The sequence below is a fragment of the Aminobacter sp. Piv2-1 genome, from assembly GCF_037625995.1.
In the GTDB taxonomy this organism is placed as follows: Bacteria; Pseudomonadota; Alphaproteobacteria; order Rhizobiales; family Rhizobiaceae; genus Aminobacter.
The window spans coordinates 183,946-201,883 of record NZ_JARKMU010000001.1 but is presented as its reverse complement, the minus strand read 5'-3'; the positions used below and the strand labels follow the sequence as shown (position 1 = coordinate 201,883).

The 17,938-nt window shown below is 67.8% G+C and carries 14 protein-coding genes; 6 read left to right on the top strand and 8 right to left on the bottom strand.

Features of this window, described 5'->3' with window-relative positions:
- Positions 1 to 184: 184 nt before the first annotated feature.
- Complete coding sequence (locus AmiPiv_RS01025) at positions 185 to 976, top strand: WecB/TagA/CpsF family glycosyltransferase (RefSeq protein WP_340035908.1); 792 nt, start codon at positions 185 to 187, stop codon at positions 974 to 976.
- Between the two features lie 7 nt (positions 977 to 983).
- On the opposite strand, the gene AmiPiv_RS01020 is transcribed toward AmiPiv_RS01025, so the two are convergent.
- A complete protein-coding gene (locus tag AmiPiv_RS01020; RefSeq protein WP_340035384.1) occupies positions 984 to 3,617 on the bottom strand; it encodes a glycoside hydrolase family 9 protein in 2,634 nt (877 codons plus the stop codon).
- A 190-nt stretch (positions 3,618 to 3,807) separates the two neighbouring features.
- On the opposite strand from AmiPiv_RS01020, the gene AmiPiv_RS01015 reads away from it, so the two are divergent.
- Both AmiPiv_RS01015 and AmiPiv_RS01010 read left to right on the top strand, forming a co-directional pair.
- Positions 3,808 to 5,196, top strand: a complete 1,389-nt coding sequence (locus AmiPiv_RS01015) for an O-antigen ligase family protein (RefSeq protein ID WP_340035383.1) — start codon at positions 3,808 to 3,810, stop codon at positions 5,194 to 5,196.
- A gap of 19 nt (positions 5,197 to 5,215) precedes the next feature.
- The gene (locus AmiPiv_RS01010) at positions 5,216 to 6,478 is read left to right on the top strand and encodes a glycosyltransferase family 4 protein (protein ID WP_340035382.1); all 1,263 of its coding nucleotides are present in this window, start codon (positions 5,216 to 5,218) and stop codon (positions 6,476 to 6,478) included.
- A gap of 2 nt (positions 6,479 to 6,480) precedes the next feature.
- On the opposite strand, the gene AmiPiv_RS01005 is transcribed toward AmiPiv_RS01010, so the two are convergent.
- The 3 genes from AmiPiv_RS01005 to ftsZ form a co-directional block, all read right to left on the bottom strand.
- Positions 6,481 to 7,461 carry a glycosyltransferase family 2 protein gene (locus AmiPiv_RS01005; RefSeq protein ID WP_340035381.1) on the bottom strand — a complete coding sequence of 327 codons (981 nt, stop codon included), beginning with the start codon at positions 7,459 to 7,461 and terminating at the stop codon, positions 6,481 to 6,483.
- Position 7,462: 1 nt separating this feature from the next.
- Positions 7,463 to 8,797: an oligosaccharide flippase family protein gene (locus AmiPiv_RS01000; RefSeq protein ID WP_340035380.1), complete on the bottom strand. Its 1,335-nt coding sequence runs from the start codon at positions 8,795 to 8,797 to the stop codon at positions 7,463 to 7,465.
- A gap of 183 nt (positions 8,798 to 8,980) precedes the next feature.
- Positions 8,981 to 10,003 carry a cell division protein FtsZ gene (gene ftsZ, locus AmiPiv_RS00995; RefSeq protein ID WP_340035379.1) on the bottom strand — a complete coding sequence of 341 codons (1,023 nt, stop codon included), beginning with the start codon at positions 10,001 to 10,003 and terminating at the stop codon, positions 8,981 to 8,983.
- A gap of 272 nt (positions 10,004 to 10,275) precedes the next feature.
- On the opposite strand from ftsZ, the gene AmiPiv_RS00990 reads away from it, so the two are divergent.
- Entirely contained in the window at positions 10,276 to 11,169 is an 894-nt protein-coding gene (locus AmiPiv_RS00990; RefSeq protein WP_340035378.1) for a DMT family transporter, read from the top strand.
- Positions 11,170 to 11,202: 33 nt separating this feature from the next.
- Here AmiPiv_RS00990 and AmiPiv_RS00985 read toward each other — a convergent pair whose 3' ends face one another.
- A complete protein-coding gene (locus AmiPiv_RS00985) occupies positions 11,203 to 11,871 on the bottom strand; it encodes an ArsR/SmtB family transcription factor (protein ID WP_340035377.1) in 669 nt (222 codons plus the stop codon).
- Between the two features lie 70 nt (positions 11,872 to 11,941).
- On the opposite strand from AmiPiv_RS00985, the gene AmiPiv_RS00980 reads away from it, so the two are divergent.
- Both AmiPiv_RS00980 and AmiPiv_RS00975 read left to right on the top strand, forming a co-directional pair.
- Positions 11,942 to 12,682 carry an MBL fold metallo-hydrolase gene (locus AmiPiv_RS00980; RefSeq protein ID WP_340035376.1) on the top strand — a complete coding sequence of 247 codons (741 nt, stop codon included), beginning with the start codon at positions 11,942 to 11,944 and terminating at the stop codon, positions 12,680 to 12,682.
- 2 nt (positions 12,683 to 12,684) lie between these two features.
- Positions 12,685 to 13,998 (top strand): MFS transporter, encoded by a 1,314-nt coding sequence (locus AmiPiv_RS00975; RefSeq protein WP_340035375.1) that lies wholly within the window; start codon positions 12,685 to 12,687, stop codon positions 13,996 to 13,998.
- A gap of 30 nt (positions 13,999 to 14,028) precedes the next feature.
- Here the strand turns inward: AmiPiv_RS00975 and pta are convergent, their stop codons facing one another.
- The 3 genes from pta to xsc all read right to left on the bottom strand — a co-directional run bounded on the left by pta (position 14,029) and on the right by xsc (position 17,907).
- Positions 14,029 to 15,027 carry a phosphate acetyltransferase gene (pta, locus tag AmiPiv_RS00970; protein WP_340035374.1) on the bottom strand — a complete coding sequence of 333 codons (999 nt, stop codon included), beginning with the start codon at positions 15,025 to 15,027 and terminating at the stop codon, positions 14,029 to 14,031.
- A complete protein-coding gene (locus AmiPiv_RS00965; protein ID WP_445206874.1) occupies positions 15,027 to 16,058 on the bottom strand; it encodes a YeiH family protein in 1,032 nt (343 codons plus the stop codon). Before AmiPiv_RS00965 ends, pta begins: the two co-directional genes overlap by 1 nt.
- 73 nt (positions 16,059 to 16,131) lie before the next feature.
- The gene (gene xsc / locus AmiPiv_RS00960) at positions 16,132 to 17,907 is read right to left on the bottom strand and encodes a sulfoacetaldehyde acetyltransferase (RefSeq protein ID WP_340035373.1); all 1,776 of its coding nucleotides are present in this window, start codon (positions 17,905 to 17,907) and stop codon (positions 16,132 to 16,134) included.
- Between the last annotated feature and the right edge of the window lie 31 nt (positions 17,908 to 17,938).

The window sequence follows — 17,938 nt, the reverse complement described above, 5'->3', positions numbered from 1 at the left end:
CACGTCGCGGGCGCTCAACCCATACTTACGCGATGGAATTTAACGATCTTCTGTGATTTGCCGATCTTGGCGGCAACCCAGGCTTGACGTTGGTGGATCACCAATGTTGTTAGAGGATCGGCTGGAAGGCGGGAGGCGTCGGCGCCAAGCCAAGCGCACCTCGGGGGTTTACATCTTGGCACTCGTGCAAAGCAACGGCATCGCAAAAGGCCCTGCCATCCAACGCCACTACTTTCTCAACGTGCCCTTCGACATCATCAAGTTCGACGACGTCGTCGAGCTGATTGCGGCGACGCGCAACGCCGACGGCTTCCGCTATGTCGTGACCCCCAATGTCGACCATGTCGTCCGCCTCTCCACCCATGCCGAGCTGAAGCCGCTCTACGAGGGAGCCTGGCTGACGCTCTGCGACAGCAAACCGCTGGTGCTACTGGCGCGCGCCATGCCGCTGAAACTGCCGCGTGTGACCGGCGCCGACCTGACCGCCTGCCTGTTCGGCACCGTCGTCAAGGATGGCGACCACATCGCCCTGGTCGCGCCGAACGAGGCGGTCGTCGCGAGGATGCGGGCAAAGTTTCCACGCCTCAGCATTGGTGCGCACGTTCCGCCCTTCGGCGTCGGCAACAATCCGGCCGAACTCGCCAAGTGCGTCGACTTCGTGGTGCGCGAGAAGGCCGCCTTCACCTTCCTCGCCATCGGCTCGCCGCAGTCGGAGAAGATCGCCCATGCCATCAAGATGGATGGGCGGGCGGTCGGCACGGCGCTGTGCATCGGCGCTTCGCTCGAATTCATGACCGGGATGAAGCGGCGGGCGCCGCGCTGGATGAGCAAGGCCGGCATCGAGTGGGTGCACCGCCTGGCCACCGATCCGAAGCGGCTGTGGCGCCGCTACGTCTTTTCGGTCTTGCCGCTGCTGCGACTGACGCTGGCGGAGTTCCGGCAACGCAGGACCGCGCGGGTGCCGGTGTCGCGCTGAAGGCCGGTCACTGCCCGTCCAGGTAGAGGGCCAGTCCCGCCATCGTGCCGATCGTCTGCTGGACGGTGTATTCCTGCTGCATCACCACGGCTGGATGCTCGACGAGATATTCGTAGAAGGGCAGCGAGAAGCGCGGCGGATCTATCCGCCGCTCGTCCGACCCCACTTCGGCCAGCGGCGACCACCAGGGACCGAACACCCAGCCCTGGGCCGTCGCCGCCTGGGATGCCCAGCCATAGACTGTGATGCCGATGGGTGCGGCGACACCCATGGCGATGCTGTCCTCGTGCAGCGGATTGGCGACGGGGCGGACGCCGGCTCCCGTCATCAGGGAAAGCCCCAGCTGGTTGGCGCCGAGCATGGCGTGGTGGGCGCGCTGCATGGTCTTGAGGATGGCGGGGTCCCCGCCGATGCGATGGGCGCGGATGAGGAGCATCAGCTGGCTGTAGTCGGGCGCACCGCCCTGCCCCCAGCCGGCGGGCGCGGCCGGATGCTTCATCGCCGGATAGGCCAGGCGCTGCTGGGCGGTCACGACGAGGCGGGCATCGGCCAGGAACGCCTCGCGGATCTGAGCTGCGATGCCCGGATCGGCGGCGGGGCCGTTCATATAGTCCCAGGCCGCGTCGCCCTTGTGCGCATAGAGGTCCCAGCCGGCACGCCAGCGCGCTTCGAAGAGCGTCGCGAAGGCAGGCTCGCCCGTCAGTCTGAACAGGGCCGCGGCGGCGGCGGCGCGGTACTCGCCGGCCTGGGCCTGCAAGCCGATCTTGCGTTCGTCCCAGCCCACCCCTGCAAAGGCGCCTGACGCCTCGGCCGCCGCGATGGCGTCGGCATAGTAGCGGTCGGGATCGGCGAAGCCACGCTCGGCCGCCTGCCAGGCAGCGAGCGCGCTCGTGCGATAGACGGACGCCAGCCTGTCGCTGCCCAACCCGCTCAAAACGCGCGCCAGCTTCGCGGCGGTGGCGGCGTACCTGTAGCTCGACACGTGGTCGGGCGCATAGGCGAAGACCTGGCGATGCTCGAGAAAGCTCGGCTCGCCCTTGAGCGGATGCGCGGCACTCTCGATACCGCCGCGGATGCTGCCGTCGGGCATCTGCAGGCGGCGGAAGAAATCCAGCCCCCAGATCGCCTCGTGGACGATGTCCGGCAAGGCATCGGTTCCGCGATAGAGTTCGGGATCGAGCACCTCCGCGGACTTCGGCAGGCGGAGATCGACGCCGCGTCTTTCCGGCGCGATGCTCTCGAAGACCTCGAGCAGGAGCGACGACACCTCGACGTGCTGGATGCGCCGGTCCCAGTCGCCCGCGTCCATGTAGCCGCCCCAGTAGCTGTCCGGCGCGATCCGGTCCGTCAGCCAGGCGGGCCTGGCGCCCTCCTCGAACGGCACGAAGCCAGCGAATTCCGAGGACCAGGCCAGCGGCAGCCGGCTCTCGCGTATCGCCATGCCCTCGCCGGGGCGAAAGGCGGTCGGGCGCTCGTAGCCGAAACGCCCGTCGAGAGCGATGCCGCTGCGCTGGTTGTAGAGGCCACCGATGGAAAGCCGCGCCGACCGCAGCCAGACGTCGTCGGCGATCACGATCGGATCGGACACGCCGAGGCCAGCGATCCGGAGCCGGTAGACGCCGTCCTTTTCCGGCCGCCAGTCCGAATAGTCGAGTTCGAACACATAGGTACCGGCGCGGTTGGCGACATGGGCCGGCGTCGCAAAGGCGCCCGGCGCCAGCGTCGCGGGCAGCGCACCTTCGACATCGACGACGTCGAAGCCGGTCTCCGTGACCGTGCCGACGGTGGCGAAGACGGCACCGGCGTCCTCATCGCCTTGCAGGCGCTGCAGCGCCACGCGCTGGCCGCGCACCAGGCCGTGCGGCCGAGCGGCGACGAACGAATTGCCGTCGATGCGCGACAGCGGCACGGGCTCGGCCGCCGCGTCGGCGTAGCCGACCAGTTCGCGCGGCAGCCCGTTGCCGGGCTCGGGGTCATCGGGACCGGCGCGCAGGCCGATGGCCGCGTCGAAGACCTCCCGCCCCCTGTCGTCGAGCACGCTGAAACGGTCGATGCCGTAGCGGCGGAAATCGACGGCGCCCCGATCCGGCCCCCCCGGCAGCCACAGCGCGAGGTAGGCGACCTTGGCGGTGTCGTTGCGACGATGGCCCAGCTGGGTCGCGCGGATCGCCACCGCCCGCGTTGCCCGGTCGTCCACCACGACGCGGGTTCCGTCCGGCAGCGGCCCGGGGCCGGCGATCGGATAGGTTCCGGCGGTAAGCGGTCCATCGAGCTGCAGGTAGAGATAGTGCTTGAAACTGGCCCCGGCCTGGGTGTCGCCGCCGGACCCGCGGAACAGGCCCGAATCATAGGGCATGGACTTGCGGTAGACCGCAATCACCTTGCGCCCGCCGATCGGCGCATAGGCGGAGGCCACGTCGACGGCACCGCGATCGAGAACCATGCCGGGCGGCGTGTCGGCGATGCGCAGCCGATCGCGGTCGGGCCCGATGACCAGCCCCCAGGCGCCCTGGTAGCGTACCCAGGTGCCGACGGGCTCGGCACGCGGACGGTCCAGGCCGACGATGCGTCCGCGCAGGAAAGCCGGCTCGCGCATCTCGATCGAGACGATATCGGGCGCCGCCATGGCGACCTCCGTCACCGGGATCTCCTGCGAACGGGCACCAGCGCTCATCGAGACAAGCAGAAAGACCGCAAGTATCCAGAGTCCTTGCCGAAGACGCATGAGCATTTCTTCTTGTTAACCCTAAGACCCGATCGAACCGACCGTTAACTCGGAAGGTCGCCCCACCGTGATATGTGCCAGATGTTAATACTCCGAGGCAATTTGCTTGAAATTCGTCGTCCTGATCATGGCGCTGGCCAGCGCGTTTCCGCTCAGCCTCGGCTTGCGCGGCAATGCCGCGTTCGCTCGCCTGTTCTGGACGCTGTTCGGCCTGCTGCCCTTCCTGGCCGCGGCGCTGCCGCTGTTCGACATCGGCATCATTTCCTGGGCGGGCGAGTGGGTCGGCTTCGTCTACAGCCTCGAGATCACGATCGTCGACATCCTGGCGCTCGCGGCACTGCTCGCGGTGCCGGGCGGGCCGGTGCCTTGGGCATACAAGGTGCCCCTGCTCATCTATATCGCGGTCGCGTCGCTTTCGATCTTCCAGGCCACGGAGCCGCTGGCCACGACCTTCGGCATCTGGCAGTTCATGCGCATGTTCCTGGTGGTGGTGGCGGTGACGCGCGCTGCACGCCACGACCCGAAGGTCGTCGTCGACATACTGCGCGGCATGGCCATCGGCATGGGCATGAACGTCATCGCCGTGGTCTACCAGCGCTTCGGCCTCGACCTGACCCAGACGCGCGGGCTGTTCGTGCACCAGAACACGCTCGGCCTGACCACGCATTTCGTGCTGTTTCCGCATCTGGCGATGCTGCTCTACGGCTACGGCCGCCTGCGCTATCTCGTGCCGGCGATCATGGCGACGGTGCTCGTGGTAATCTTCACGGCGTCGCGCGCGGCCGTCGGGCTCGCGGCAATCGGCATGATCATCACATACTGCGCGCTGGCGCTCGCCGGGCTGACGCAGCGCAAGGTGATGCTGGCGCTGGCGGCTGCGGTGGCGCTGGCGGCGGTTGCGCCGGTGGCGATCTCGACCTTCCAGAACCGCTTCGAGGCGGTGCCGCTCACCGAGGAAGAATATGACGAGCGGGCAGCCTTCGAGCTGGCAGCGTCCTACATCGTGGCCGACTATCCGGCCGGCGTGGGCGTCAACCACTATGTCTACATCGCCAAGAATTTCGGCTACTCCGAGCGGGCCAACGTTTCGCCCAGCGAAGGCAACCGCAACAACATCGTGCACAACGCCTACTGGCTGGCCACGGTCGAGACCGGCTATCTCGGCCTGTTCGCCTTCGTCCTCATGCTTGCCGTACCCCTTATCACCGCGCTGAAATGGGGCTGGCGCGAGCGGATGACCGCCGAGGGCAATCTGCTGCTCGGCATGGGCGTGGCGATGCTGATCGCCTATGTGCATTCGATGTACGAGTGGGTCATATTCGCGCGCGAGATCCAGTACCTGCTGTTCAGCACGATGGGCATGGCGTTCGGACTGTCGCTCCGAGCCGCGGTCAAGTGGCGCACGGCGCCAGCCAGCCGGTCCACGGCAAGGAGCGCCTATGCGGCGCCGGCCCGCCCGTCGGCGATGCCGGCGCGCTGGCAGGCAACACGATAGAAGCGAAGTTCGGCCGACCATGAAGATCGCCTATTTCCTGAACACCTACCCGGCGCCGAGCGCCACCTTCATCCGCGGCGAGATCGCCGCCCTGGAGGAACTCGGCGTGGAGGTCGTCCGGCTGGCGGTGCGCCGCTTCGACGGTCCGCTGGTCGACCCGGCGGACTGGCAGGAGGTGGACATGACGCGCTACCTGCTCGACGGCAACGTCAAGGGCCTGTTCAAGGCCGCGCTGCGCGAATTGTTCGTCAATCCCGCGGGGCTGGTCCGGGCGCTGCCTGCCTGGTGGACGCTGCTTGCCAACGCACGGGGCGGAACGATCCGCCACGTCGCCTACATGATGCAGGCGGCGGCGCTGCGGCAGCAGGCGAAGCGGCTCGGGATAGGCCACGTGCATTCGCACTACAGCAACAACGCCGCCGCGGTAGCCATGCTGTCCTCCATCCTCGGTGGCCCCAGCTACAGCTTCACCGCCCATGGTCCCGACGAATTCATCGAGCCCGAACGGCTGAGCTTCAAGGAAAAGATCGCCCGCTCGGCCTTTGCGGTGGCGATCTCCAACTACGGCCGCGGCCTGCTTACCTCCCTGGCGCGGCCCGAGGATACCGGCAAGATCCACGTCGTGCGCTGCGGCATAGACCTCGGCGACTTCGAACCCGCACCAGCGCCGTCGCCGGACAACCTGACGCTGGTCTGCGTCGGCCGCCTGTGCGCCGCCAAGGGTCAGGTGCACATCCCGGCCGCCGTGGCCGCACTCAAGCGCGACTTTCCCGGTATCAGGGTGGTGCTGGTGGGCGACGGCGACAAGCGCCAGGAGATCGAGGCCGAGATCGCCCGGCACGGCGTGGCACAGGAGGTCAGGCTGCACGGCTGGGCGAGCAATGGCGAAGTCCGCCGCATGGTCGCCGGGGCGCGAGCGCTGTTGCTGCCGAGCTATGCCGAGGGCTTGCCCATCGTCATCATGGAGGCGTTTGCCCTGGGTCGGCCGGTGATCTCGACGACGGTGGCCGGCATTCCCGAGCTCGTCGACGACAGCTGCGGCTGGCTGGTCACGCCCGGCGACCACGGCCAGTTGGTGGGTGCCATGCGCGCGGCGCTCACGGCCAGTCCGGACGAGTTGCAGCGGATGGGGCGCGTGGGACGCGAACGCGTCGAGCAAAGCCACGACCGCCGCCGGCTGGGGCGCGAGCTGCTACGGCTGTTCGGCGCCGCCAACCGGGACGCCACGGCCCGGCCATCCTCGCAACCGCCGGTCGACCACACCGCCGAGGCGGCCGAATAGCGCTACTTGTATTCGATGATGCCAGCCCGGCGCCTGAGCAGCCGTCCGGCGTAGAAGCGGACCACGCCCTGCGCCTCGGGGAACTTGGCCAGGGTGACGAACAGGGCATAGGCCCAGCCGGAGCGCCCGATCGCCCTTTCGCGCCAAGCGATCCGCGCCACCTGGAGCGGATAGAGCAGAAGCAGGGCGAGGGAGGCCGGGTGGACCAGTGCCGCTGCGGCCAGGATCGCGGCTGGCAGGGCAATGCCCCAGAGCAGCGCCCGACGCACGTTGGCACCCCATATGGCACAGGGCGAATTGGCATGCCGGGCCGCGACCTCGGCATAGGCATGGCCGGCGCGCGTGGCACGGCGCCACCATTGCCCGAAACGGGTGATGTTGGCGTCGTGCAGCGTCATCTCGGCATCGAGGCGCCAGATGCGCCAGCCGGCGCCGCGCAGCCTTACGCACATTTCCGGCTCCTCGCCGGCGATCAGGTCGGGAGCATAGCCGCCCACCTTTCGGAACGACGCGGCCCGGACGAGGCAGTCGCCGCCGGTCTCGGTCGCCTCGCCGACGGGTGTGTCCCACTCGCGGTCGCACAGCGCGTTGTAGACCGATTGCTCGGGCGCCCGCTCGCGCCGCCGGCCGGCGACGACGGCGACGTCGTCATGCGCGGCGAGGAAGGCGTGGGCTCGCGTGATCCATTCGGGGGCGAGCGTACAGTCGCCGTCGACGAACTGCACGAATTCCAGCTCCGGCCGGTCCAGACGCGCGAAGCCGGCATTGCGGGCGCGGGCCGCGGTGAACGGCACGCTCATGTCCAGCTCGACGACCGCGGCGCCCAGGCGCCTCGCCGCTTCGGCGCTGCCGTCGGTCGAGCCGGAATCGACATAGACCGTGCTTGCCGCCAGTTCGCCGAGCGAGAGCAGGCAGGAGATCAGCCGCGCGCCCTCGTTCCTGCCGATGACGACGACGCCGACACTTGCCTCAGCCGCCTTCATCTCAGCCCGCGGCTCCGTCGAAGGTGGTCCCGAAGCCCAGCTGCTGGCGCAGCAGCGTCAGGCCCGCCAGGAGACCGAGCATGAGGATGCTGAGCAGAACGTCCTGGGCGAAGAAGGAAATGCGCTCGCGACGCTGGCCGAAGAGGATGATCAAGTAGCGGCAGAGGTCGCTGAAGGCGATGACGAGAATGGCGCCGAGCAGCCCCTGGAAATAGAGGCCAGCCGGGATGCCGATCGCCAGCGATGCCAGCTTGGCCATGTTGCCGGCGGCGCCGTAGAGCGGCTTGCCGACGCCCAGCAGGGCATATTCGTTGATGCTGCAGAGGATGGCGCCCCAGACCCCGACCAGGAGGATCGGCAGCATCCAGGTGGCCTCGTGGTAGCGGGCGTCGTAGATGATGCGCACGGCGACGTCGGCGAAGGCGATGCCGAGGGCCATGCAGACCGCGCAGGCGAGCAGCAGCTTGAGCCGCAGCGGGACCAGGCGCTTGCGCAATTCGGCGCGCGGCTTGTCCTTTTCCCGGGAGATCAGCGGGAACACCACGGAATAGCCCAGGCGCGCGCTCAGCATCGCCGGAAGGTCGGCGATGTTGCGGGCGATGCCGTAGACGCCCAGCATGGCCAGCGGGATGCTCTGGCCGAGGAACAGCTTGTCGAAGCTGGAACTCAGGAACGACAGCAGCGAGGCGATGTAGATCCACTTGCCGAAATGCAGGATCTGGTGGGCGTAGTGCGGCTGCCAGGCAAACCAGTTGCGCCCGTAGGGAAGCAGGTATGTCGAGCAGGCCCTGACCGCGGCGCCCAGCACGCCGGCCAGGATCAACGACCAGATCGTCGGGCTGTAGAGGGCAAGGCCCACGACCAGCAGCGAGCCGATGACATCCATCGACAGGTCGAAGAGGTTGAGCCGAATGAGCTGCATCCGCCGCTGCAGGATGTAGATCGAAACCGACGCCGCGCCCATGATCGCAAGGCTGATCGACGCGAACTGAATGGCGGTGGTCGGCAGGGAATAGAGCCGGCCGAGCGGGGCGGCGGCGAGGAACATGATGCCGAACAGGATCATGCCGCGCAGGATCTGGATGGTCCAGGCCGTGTCGCGGAAGGATTTCTCCTCGCCATGGCTGTTGTGGATGATGTTCTGGCCGATGCCGACGTCCGAGATCAGCTCGATGCCGCTGCGCAGCGTGTTGATGACCAGCATGATGCCGAAAACTTCAGGCACCACCAGCCGCGACAGGATGACGTTGGAACCGAAGCGGAGGACGACCGAAAGGCCGTAGGTGCCGATCGTCCAGACGGCGCCCCGCATCACCAGCTTTTCGGAAAGTTGCATCAGTCGTTACACGCAAGGCATTCGTCGTGGGCGGGCAGCTGCCCTTCAGGCACAGCGGCGAAATCGATGCATCAAACCACGAAGAGATTAGCGGATTATTGCCTTGCGGGCCTGGCCGGCATGCGCGGCGGCGGCGCGTCCCGCCGCGCGCAGCCCCCACGCCAGCCTGAAGGCGGGTTGCTCCTAGTGGGCCACCTGCGCCGCCGCCGTCTGGCGGATGACGAACGGATCGCCGTCGGCCGCCGAGGGCGACAGGCCCGTGGCCACGACCGAAACCTTGAACTGCCCCGCCAGGGACTGGTCGAAGATGGCACCGACGATGATGTCGGCATCGTCGCCGACCTCCTCGCGAATGCGGGTTGCCGCCTCGTCGACCTCGAACAGCGTCATGTCCATGCCGCCCGAAATCGATATCAGCACGCCGCGGGCGCCCTTCATCGAGCGCTCGTCGAGCAAAGGATTGGCGATGGAGGCTTCCGCCGCCTTCATGGCGCGGTTGTCGCCCGTGCCGATGCCGGTGCCCATCATCGCGCGCCCCATGCCGCGCATCACCGTCTTGACGTCGGCGAAGTCGAGATTGATCAGACCCTCCTTGACGATGAGGTCGGTGATGCAGCTGACCCCGGAGAGGAGGACCTGGTCGGCAATGCCGAACGCCATCTCGAAGGTCGTGCTGGCGTTGGCGACCCGGAACAGGTTCTGGTTGGGGATGACGATGACGGTGTCGGCGGCTTCGCGCAGGAGCTCGATGCCGCGCTCGGCCATCTGCATGCGGCGCTTGCCCTCGAAGGCGAATGGCTTGGTGACCACCGCGACCGTCAGAATGCCGGCTTCACGCGCCGCCCTGGCGATGACCGGGGCCGCCCCGGTGCCCGTGCCACCGCCCATACCGGCGGTGACGAAGCACATATGGGTGTCCGACAGGTAGTCCATCACCTCGTCGATCGACTCTTCGGCCGCCGCCTGACCGATCTCCGGCAAGGAGCCCGCGCCGAGCCCCTCGGTGACCAGGGCGCCGAGCTGGATCAGTCGCGGCGCCTTGGACATGGTGAGCGCCTGGGCGTCGGTGTTGGCGACGATGAAGTCCGTGCCGGCCAAGCCCTGGGCGATCATGTTGTTGACGGCGTTGCCGCCACCACCGCCGACCCCGATGACGGTCAGCTTCGGCCTCATTTCTGAAATCTCTGGCTTCCTGGAAGAGCTCATCTAGTCCGGTTCCTGCACGATGCCCCAGCCCGAATCGGATCATCTCTAGGGAATCAGATCGACGGCCACGCCGCAAGGCTACCCTGTCGTCGCTCAACCGGATTTCCGCCACGGCGAACCGTCGGTGAAACCGAAGCGCCAGCCGGAATTCGCAGCGGGCAGAGAAATCCCGTGGAATCTCCCTGAGAATCAATCACATTGAGCCGTCGCTCGGGCAGCCGTCCGCAAACGGCGCGCGCCTTTCTTCCGTCGCTCGAACCCGTCGAAGCCAGATGCCCATTCACGAACTTGCCGCACTTGGAGCCGCCGTCTGCTGGGCCTTGACCGGGATGATCTCGGCCGGGCCTGCAGGGCATCTCGGCGCACCCGCCTTCAACCGGGTCCGCCAGGTGTTCGTGACGGTGATGCTGGCGCTCTACGTGCTCGCCACCGGCGCCTGGCGCGAGCTCGACGCCAGCAATGTCGGCCCCCTGCTGCTCTCCGGCCTGGTCGGCATCTTCATCGGCGACACGCTGCTGTTTGCGGCACTCAACCGGCTCGGGCCGCGGCGCTCCGGCATCCTGTTCGCGCTCAATGCGCCGATCGCCGCCCTGCTCGGCTGGCTGGCGCTCGGCGAGGACCTGTCGCAAACGGCGATCGCCGGCATCGGCCTGACGGTCGCCGGCGTGCTTCTGGCCATCCTCTTCGGCAAGCGGCGGGCACAATTGCACGAATGGGAGGCGGTCAAGGGCCCGCTGTGGATCGGGGTCGCGCTCGGTCTCGGCGCCGCGACCGGCCAGGCGGTCGGCTCGATCATCGCCCGCCCGGTCATGGCGACGGGCCTCGACCCGTTCGCCGCCTCGATGCTGCGGGTGGGCATCGCCGCTCTCTGCCTCAGCGTGCTGATCCAGCTGCCGATCCCCGCCGTCAAGCCGAAGGGGCCGCTGACCTGGAAGGTGGCGGCGATGACGGCGCTGACCGGCATCATCGCGCTCGCCATCGGCATGACGCTCTTGTTGTTCGCGCTGTCGGGCGGCAAGGTCGGCATCGTGTCGACGCTGTCGGCCACCTCCCCGGTGATCATCCTGCCGATGCTGTGGGCGAAGACGGGCGAACGCCCCGCCGGCGGCGCCTGGGCCGGGGCGGCGCTGGTGGTCGCCGGCATGGCGCTGATCTTCTTGCGCTGAGAAAGGGCGCGGCGACCTCGCCGCGGTGTTCGTTCAGGCGGCCCCTTCGACCGGCAGGCCCGCGGCCTTCCATTCGGGATAGCCGTCTTCCAGCCGGCGGACGAGATAGCCTTTCGCCCGCAGCGCGGCGACCGCTTCGAACGACAGCACGCAGTAGGGCCCGCGGCAGTAGGCGATCACCTCGCGGTCCGACGGGAGTTCGCCGAGGCGGCGCTGGAGGTCCGAGACAGGGATGTTGAGGGCGCCGGGAAGATGGCCGGCCACGAACTCGTCCTCCGGCCGCACGTCCAGCACCGTCACCGATCCCTCGTGCAGCCTGGCGACGAGGTCCTTGCGCGACACTGGCTCCAGCGCGTCGCGGGCACGAAAATAGTCGGCCATGACGCGGTCGATCTCGGCCATGTTGCGCTCGCCGAGGCGGCCGAGCGCGCCCATGACATCGACCACCTCGGCCTCTCCGGCGAGGCGATAGAAGATGTGCTTGCCGCGGCGCTCGGTGTCGACGAGGCGCGCCCGGCGGAGTATCTGCAGGTGGCGCGAGGTGTTGGCGAAGGTCAGGCGCGTGCGGGCCGACAGCTCCTCGACGCTGCGCATGCCCTGGGCAAGATGCTCGAGCAGTTCAAGCCGGTGCGGGTGGCCGAGCGCCTGGGCAACCTCCGAAAGGCTGCCGTAGATCGCCTGCTTCGGTCCGACGCTTGACATGAGACCTCCTCAATGGAACATTCAGCAGAATGATTGAATGTTATCCGTTCATGGAATGGAGTTCAAGCCCATGATCCTGCGCCAGTTCCTTCATGCCGACCCCGTCGGCATTTCCTACCTTTTCGGCTGCGGCGGCAAGGCCACCGGCGCGGTGGTCGATCCCGTCGGCGACATCGAGTTCTACCTGCGCGCCGCGGATGCCGCGGGCATGCGCATCAATTTCGTCGTCGACACGCATGTCCATGCCGACCACATTTCCGCGGGCCATGCGCTCGCCGAGACGGCCGGCGCGGAATACGTGCTGGCGGCGAACGCGGAGGTGGCGTTCCCGTTCCGGGGCGCTGCCGACGGCGACGTGCTGCCGCTCGGCAACGTCACGGCCACGGTGATGCACACGCCAGGCCACACGCCCGAGCACATCTGCCTTTTGGTCAGCGACCACACCCGCGCCGACGAGACCTGGTTCGTCCTGACCGGCCATACGCTGATGGCAGGCGACCTCGGCCGCACCGAACTCGCGGTCAGCGCCGAACAGGGAGCGAAGGACCTTTTCCGGAGCATCCAGCGGCTGAAGGCGTTGCCCGACCATGTCGAGGTCATGCCCGGCGCCTATGCCGGCTCGGTGTGCGGCCGGCGCCTGAGCGGCAAGCCCTGGTCGACCATCGGCTTCGAGAAGCGCCACAACCAGGCCTTCGGCATCGACGACGAGGCGGCATTCATCCGCTTCATGCTGACCGACATCCCGCCGGCGCCGCCCGAGGCCGCCCGCATCAGGGCAGCGAATTCCAGCCTCTCGGCCACGGCGGCTTGACCATGAACGAAACCACATCGACTGCCCAGCACGCCAAGGCGCATATCAGGCTCGGGCTCAAGGAGAACTGGCGCCAATTCGCGCTTCTGGTGCTGATCAACGCCTTCGTGGGCGGCATGGTCGGCATCGAACGCACCGTCGTGCCGCTCATCGGCTCCGAGGAGTTCGGCATCGCCTCGACGACGCTGGTGGTCTCCTTCATCGTCAGCTTCGGCGTGGTCAAGGCGCTCGCCAACCTGGTGTCGGGGCAACTGGCCGACCACTGGGGCCGCAAGCGCGTCCTGGTTCTGGGATGGCTCGTCGGCCTGCCGGTTCCGTTCATGATCATCTGGGCGCCGAACTGGGAATGGGTGATCGCCGCCAACGCGCTGCTCGGCATCAACCAGGGGCTCGCCTGGTCGATGACGGTGATCATGAAGGTCGATCTCGTCGGGCCGAAGTCGCGTGGCCTGGCGGTGGGCCTCAACGAGTTCGCCGGCTACCTCACCGTCGGCGTGACGGCATTCCTCACCGGCTACATCGCCTCGCGCTACGGCCTGAGGCCGGCCCCGATCTATCTCGGCGTCGGCTACGCGGTGATCGGGGCGGCACTGTCGATCCTGCTGGTCAAGGACACGCGCGACCACGTCCGGCTGGAGGCCGCCACGCACGCCAAGGAGGCCTCGCCGCTCAGCTTCCGCGAGGTGTTCGCACTCACCTCATTCAAGGACCGCAACCTGTTCGCCGCGTCCCAGGCAGGGCTCGTCAACAACCTCAACGACGGCATGAGCTGGGGCATCCTGCCCCTGTTCTTCACCTCCTTCGGGCTCGGGGTCGAGCGCATCGGCATCCTCAAGGCGGTCTATCCGGCGGCGTGGGGCATCCTGCAGGTCGCCACCGGCCCGCTCAGCGACCGCTGGGGGCGCAAGGGGCTGATCGTGGCGGGCATGTGGGTCCAGGCCGGCGGCCTGTTCCTCACCGCGGCGACGCGATCCTTCGAGTGGTGGCTGCTCGGCAGCCTGCTGCTCGGGTTGGGTACGGCGATGGTCTATCCGAGCCTGATCGCCGCCGTCTCCGATGCCTCGCATCCGAGCTGGCGGGCGCGGTCGCTGAGCGTCTACCGGTTCTGGCGCGACCTCGGCTATGCCATCGGCGCCCTCTCCGCCGGGCTGATAGCCGACCGCTTCGGGCTGTCCTGGGCGATCACATCGATCGCCGCGCTGACGTTCGTCTCGGGCGTCGTGGTCGCGGTCTGCATGCGCGAGCGGACGTCCGGCCACGTCGCGGTCGCCTCCCCGATACGCGACGACGAAAGCGCGGAGCACTCCGGGCAATAATTCCCGGGTCCGGGCACTCCGGCGCGACCGTCAGCCGCGGGCCGCCTGCACCACCGTGACGGCGATCATGTGGAAGACGTCGTCGGCGCTGCAGCCGCGGGAGAGGTCGTTAGCCGGCTTGGCGAGGCCTTGCAGGATCGGGCCGATGGCTTCCGCCCCGCCGATGCGCTGGGCGATCTTGTAGCCGATGTTGGCGGCGTCGAGATTGGGGAAGACAAAGACGTTGGCCTCGCCATGCAGCGCCGAGTTCGGCGCTTTGGCGGCACTGACCGCCTCGACGAAAGCGGTGTCGAACTGCAGCTCGCCGTCGATGACGAGGTCGGGGTCGGCGGCATGTGCCAGGCGCGTCGCCTCGACCACCTTCGAGACGCGTTCATGGGCAGCGCTGCCGTTGGTCGAGAACGACAGCATCGCCACCTTCGCAGGAGCACCGGCGAGAGCCTGGTAGGAACGCGCGGACATGCGGGCGATGTCGGCAAGGCCGGCGGCGTCGGGATCGACGACCAGGCCGCAGTCGGCGAAGACGAAGGCGCCCTTCTTCACGTGATAGGGCTGGCACAGCATCATCAGGAAGAAGCTGGAGACGAGGCCCACGCCCGGCGCGCGGCCGATGCATTGAAGCGCGGCCCGCACCGTATCAGCAGTGGTGGCGACCGCACCGCCGACCGTGCCGTCAGCCTCGCCCTCGCGCACCATCATCGCGGCGAAGACGAGCGGACAGCGCACGGCCTCGGCGGCTGCGGTCGCGTCGACGCCCTTGCCCCTGCGCAGCTCGTGATAGGCGGCGGCGAGGCTCGGCGTCAGCGGCGAGCTTGCGGGGTCCTCGATGCGGATTTTCTCGCCCGACGCTCCGGCTGCTTCGAGGCACTGCTCGACGATCTCGCGGCCTCCGACAAGCGTGATCTGAGCAACTCCCTCGCGGACCGAGCGCAGGGCGGCCTCCACCACGCGCGGGTCCTCGCCCTCGGGGAGCACGATGCGGCGGGGAGCTGCTTTGGCGGCAAGGAGGATGCGCTCGAGCGGTTTCATCAGGCGTGCCCCAGGTAGTAGATGCCGGCGAGGATGAAGAGGCCGATGAAGACGGTCTCGGCGACGATCAGCGCCACCGCGTCGCCACCGACGTCGAGCACGCGGCGCAGCGAGGTCTTCATGCCGACGGCGACGATGCCGGCGAGCAGCGCCCAGCGGGATGCCTCCATGCCGACCTTCGACACCGCTTCGGGAACGAGGCCGAAGGAATTGGCGGCGGCGAGGATGAGGAAGGCGATGACGAAGCCGGGCAGAAGCGGCGGGCGCTTGCCCGCCTCGCCGAGCGAGCCGACGTTGCGGGTGGCGAGCGAGAAGATCAGCACCACGGGCGCCAGCATGGTGACGCGGATGAGCTTGACCAGTGTCGCGGTCTCGCCCGCCTCGGGGGACACCGAGAAGCCGGCACCGACGACCTGCGCGACATCGTGGATGGTGCCGCCGAAGAAGATGCCGGTGGCGCGCGCGTCGAGACCGATGGCCTGGGCGATCATCGGGTAGAAGATCATGGCGAGCGTCGACAGCACCGTCACCGACAGCACGGTGAAGATCAGGTTGCGCTCGGAGAATTCGTTCTTGGGCAGCACCGCGGCAATCGCCATGGCGGCGGACGCGCCGCAGATGGCGACGGAGCCGCTGGTGATCAGCGCCAGCCGCCAGCCGCGGCCGAGCAGCTTGGCCGCGGCGAGGCCGAACAGGATGGTGGCGGCAATCGCCGAGACGAGCAGAAGGATGGTGCCGGCGCCGAGCCCGACGAGCAGGTCGAGGCTGATGCGCATGCCGAGCAGGGCGACGCCGATCCTGAGCACCTTCTTGGCGCTGAGGTCGATGCCGGCGACGCAGCGGCCTTCCTCGGACAGGAAGTTGAAGGCGATGCCGAGCAGCAGCGCCATCAGCATTGCGGGTGCGCCATAGTGATCCGAGAGGAACTGGGCGGCGATGGCCACGGCCGCGGTCACGGCGAGGCCGGGCCACCAGGCCTGCATCACCGAAGGCAGGCCGTTGAAACGTTGGGTCGCGGCGGCGGTGTTCATCAGCTCATTCCCGGATCACGAAGCTTTTGTCGTCCGCCCACCCGGCGGACCGGGCGGGCGGTTTGTTGCAAGATCAGGCGCGCGTCTGCGAGCGCATGTCGGCGCGGTCGATACCGGCCACCGGCACCGGCTTCTTCATCGCGTCGCGGCGGAAGGGCTCACCGAGTTCCTGGTTGAGGATGACCTCGACGAAGGTGGTGACGCCCTTGGCCTGGTCGTCGATGGCCCTGGCCAGCGCCTCGGTCAGCTTGGCCGTGGTGTCGACGACGACGCCCTTGAGACCGCAGCCTTCGGCCACCTTGGCGTAGCTGAGGTTGGGGTTGAGCTCGGTGCCGACGAAGTTGTTGGCGTACCAGAGCGTCGTGTTCCGCTTCTCCGCGCCCCACTGGTAGTTGCGGAAGATCACCATGGTGATCGCTGGCCAGCCCTCGCGGCCGATGGCGCCCATTTCGTTCATCGAGATGCCGAAGGCGCCGTCGCCGGCAAAGCCCACCACCGGCACGTCGGGGCAGCCGATCTTAGCACCGACGATCGACGGGAAACCGTAGCCGCAGGGGCCGAACATGCCCGGCGCGAGATATTTCCGGCCCTGCTCGAAGCTCGGATAGGCGTTGCCGATGGCGCAGTTGTTGCCGATGTCGGTGGAGATGATCGCTTCCTTGGGCAGGGCGGCCTGGATCGCCCGCCAGGCCTGGCGCGGCGACATGCGGTCGGCCTCGCGCAGGCGGGCACTTGCGTTCCATTCGGTGCCGACGTCGTCCTCCTCATGGTCCATCGACGACAGCTGCTGCAGCCAGGCCGAACGGGTCTGGTGGATCGCCGCCTTGCGCTGCTCGCGGCCCTCGTTGCCGGCCGACGGGCTCAGCTGCTCGAGGATCTGGCGGGCCACCTGCCTGGCGTCGCCGCAGATGCCGACCGAAACCTTCTTGGTCAGGCCGATGCGGTCGGCATTGATGTCGACCTGGATGATCGCGGCATTCTTCGGCCAGTAGTCGATGCCGTAGCCCGGCAGGGTCGAGAACGGGTTGAGGCGGGTGCCGAGCGCCAGCACCACGTCGGCCTTGGCGATCAGCTCCATCGCCGCCTTCGAGCCGTTGTAGCCGAGCGGGCCGGCGGCGAGACGGTGGCTGCCGGGGAAGGCGTCGTTGTGCTGGTAGCCGCAGCAGACCGGCGCATCGAGCCGCTCGGCCAGCGCCATCGATTCCTGGATGGCGTTGCCGATGACGACACCGGCGCCGTTGAGGATGACCGGGAACTTCGCCTCCGACAGCAGGCGTGCGGCCTCCGTGATCGCCTGCGGCCCACCGGCCGGGCGTTCGAAGCGCACGATTGAAGGCAGGTCGACGTCGATGACATGGGTCCAGAAGTCGCGCGGGATGTTGATCTGCGCCGGCGCACAGCCGCGCCAGGCCTTCTCGATGACGCGGTTCAGCACCTCGGGAATGCGCGAGGGATCACGCACCTCTTCCTGGTAGCAGACCATTTCCTCGAACATCGCCATCTGGTCGACTTCCTGGAAGCCGCCCTGGCCGATGGTCTTGTTGGCCGCCTGCGGGGTGACCATCAACAGCGGCGTGTGGTTCCAGTAGGCGGTCTTCATGGCGGTGATGAAGCCGGTGACGCCGGGACCGTTCTGGCCGATCGCCATCGACATGGTGCCGGTGGCGCGGCTGAAGCCGTCGGCCATCATGCCGGCATTGGTCTCGTGGGCGCAGTCCCAGAACTTGATGCCGGCCTTGGGGAACAGGTCCGACACCGGCATCATGGCCGAGCCGATGATGCCGAAGGCGTGCTCGATGCCGTGCATCTGCAGGACTTTGACGAATGCTTCTTCGGTGGTCATCTTCATTTCTTGGTTCCTTTCGATTGGGGGGCGGTCC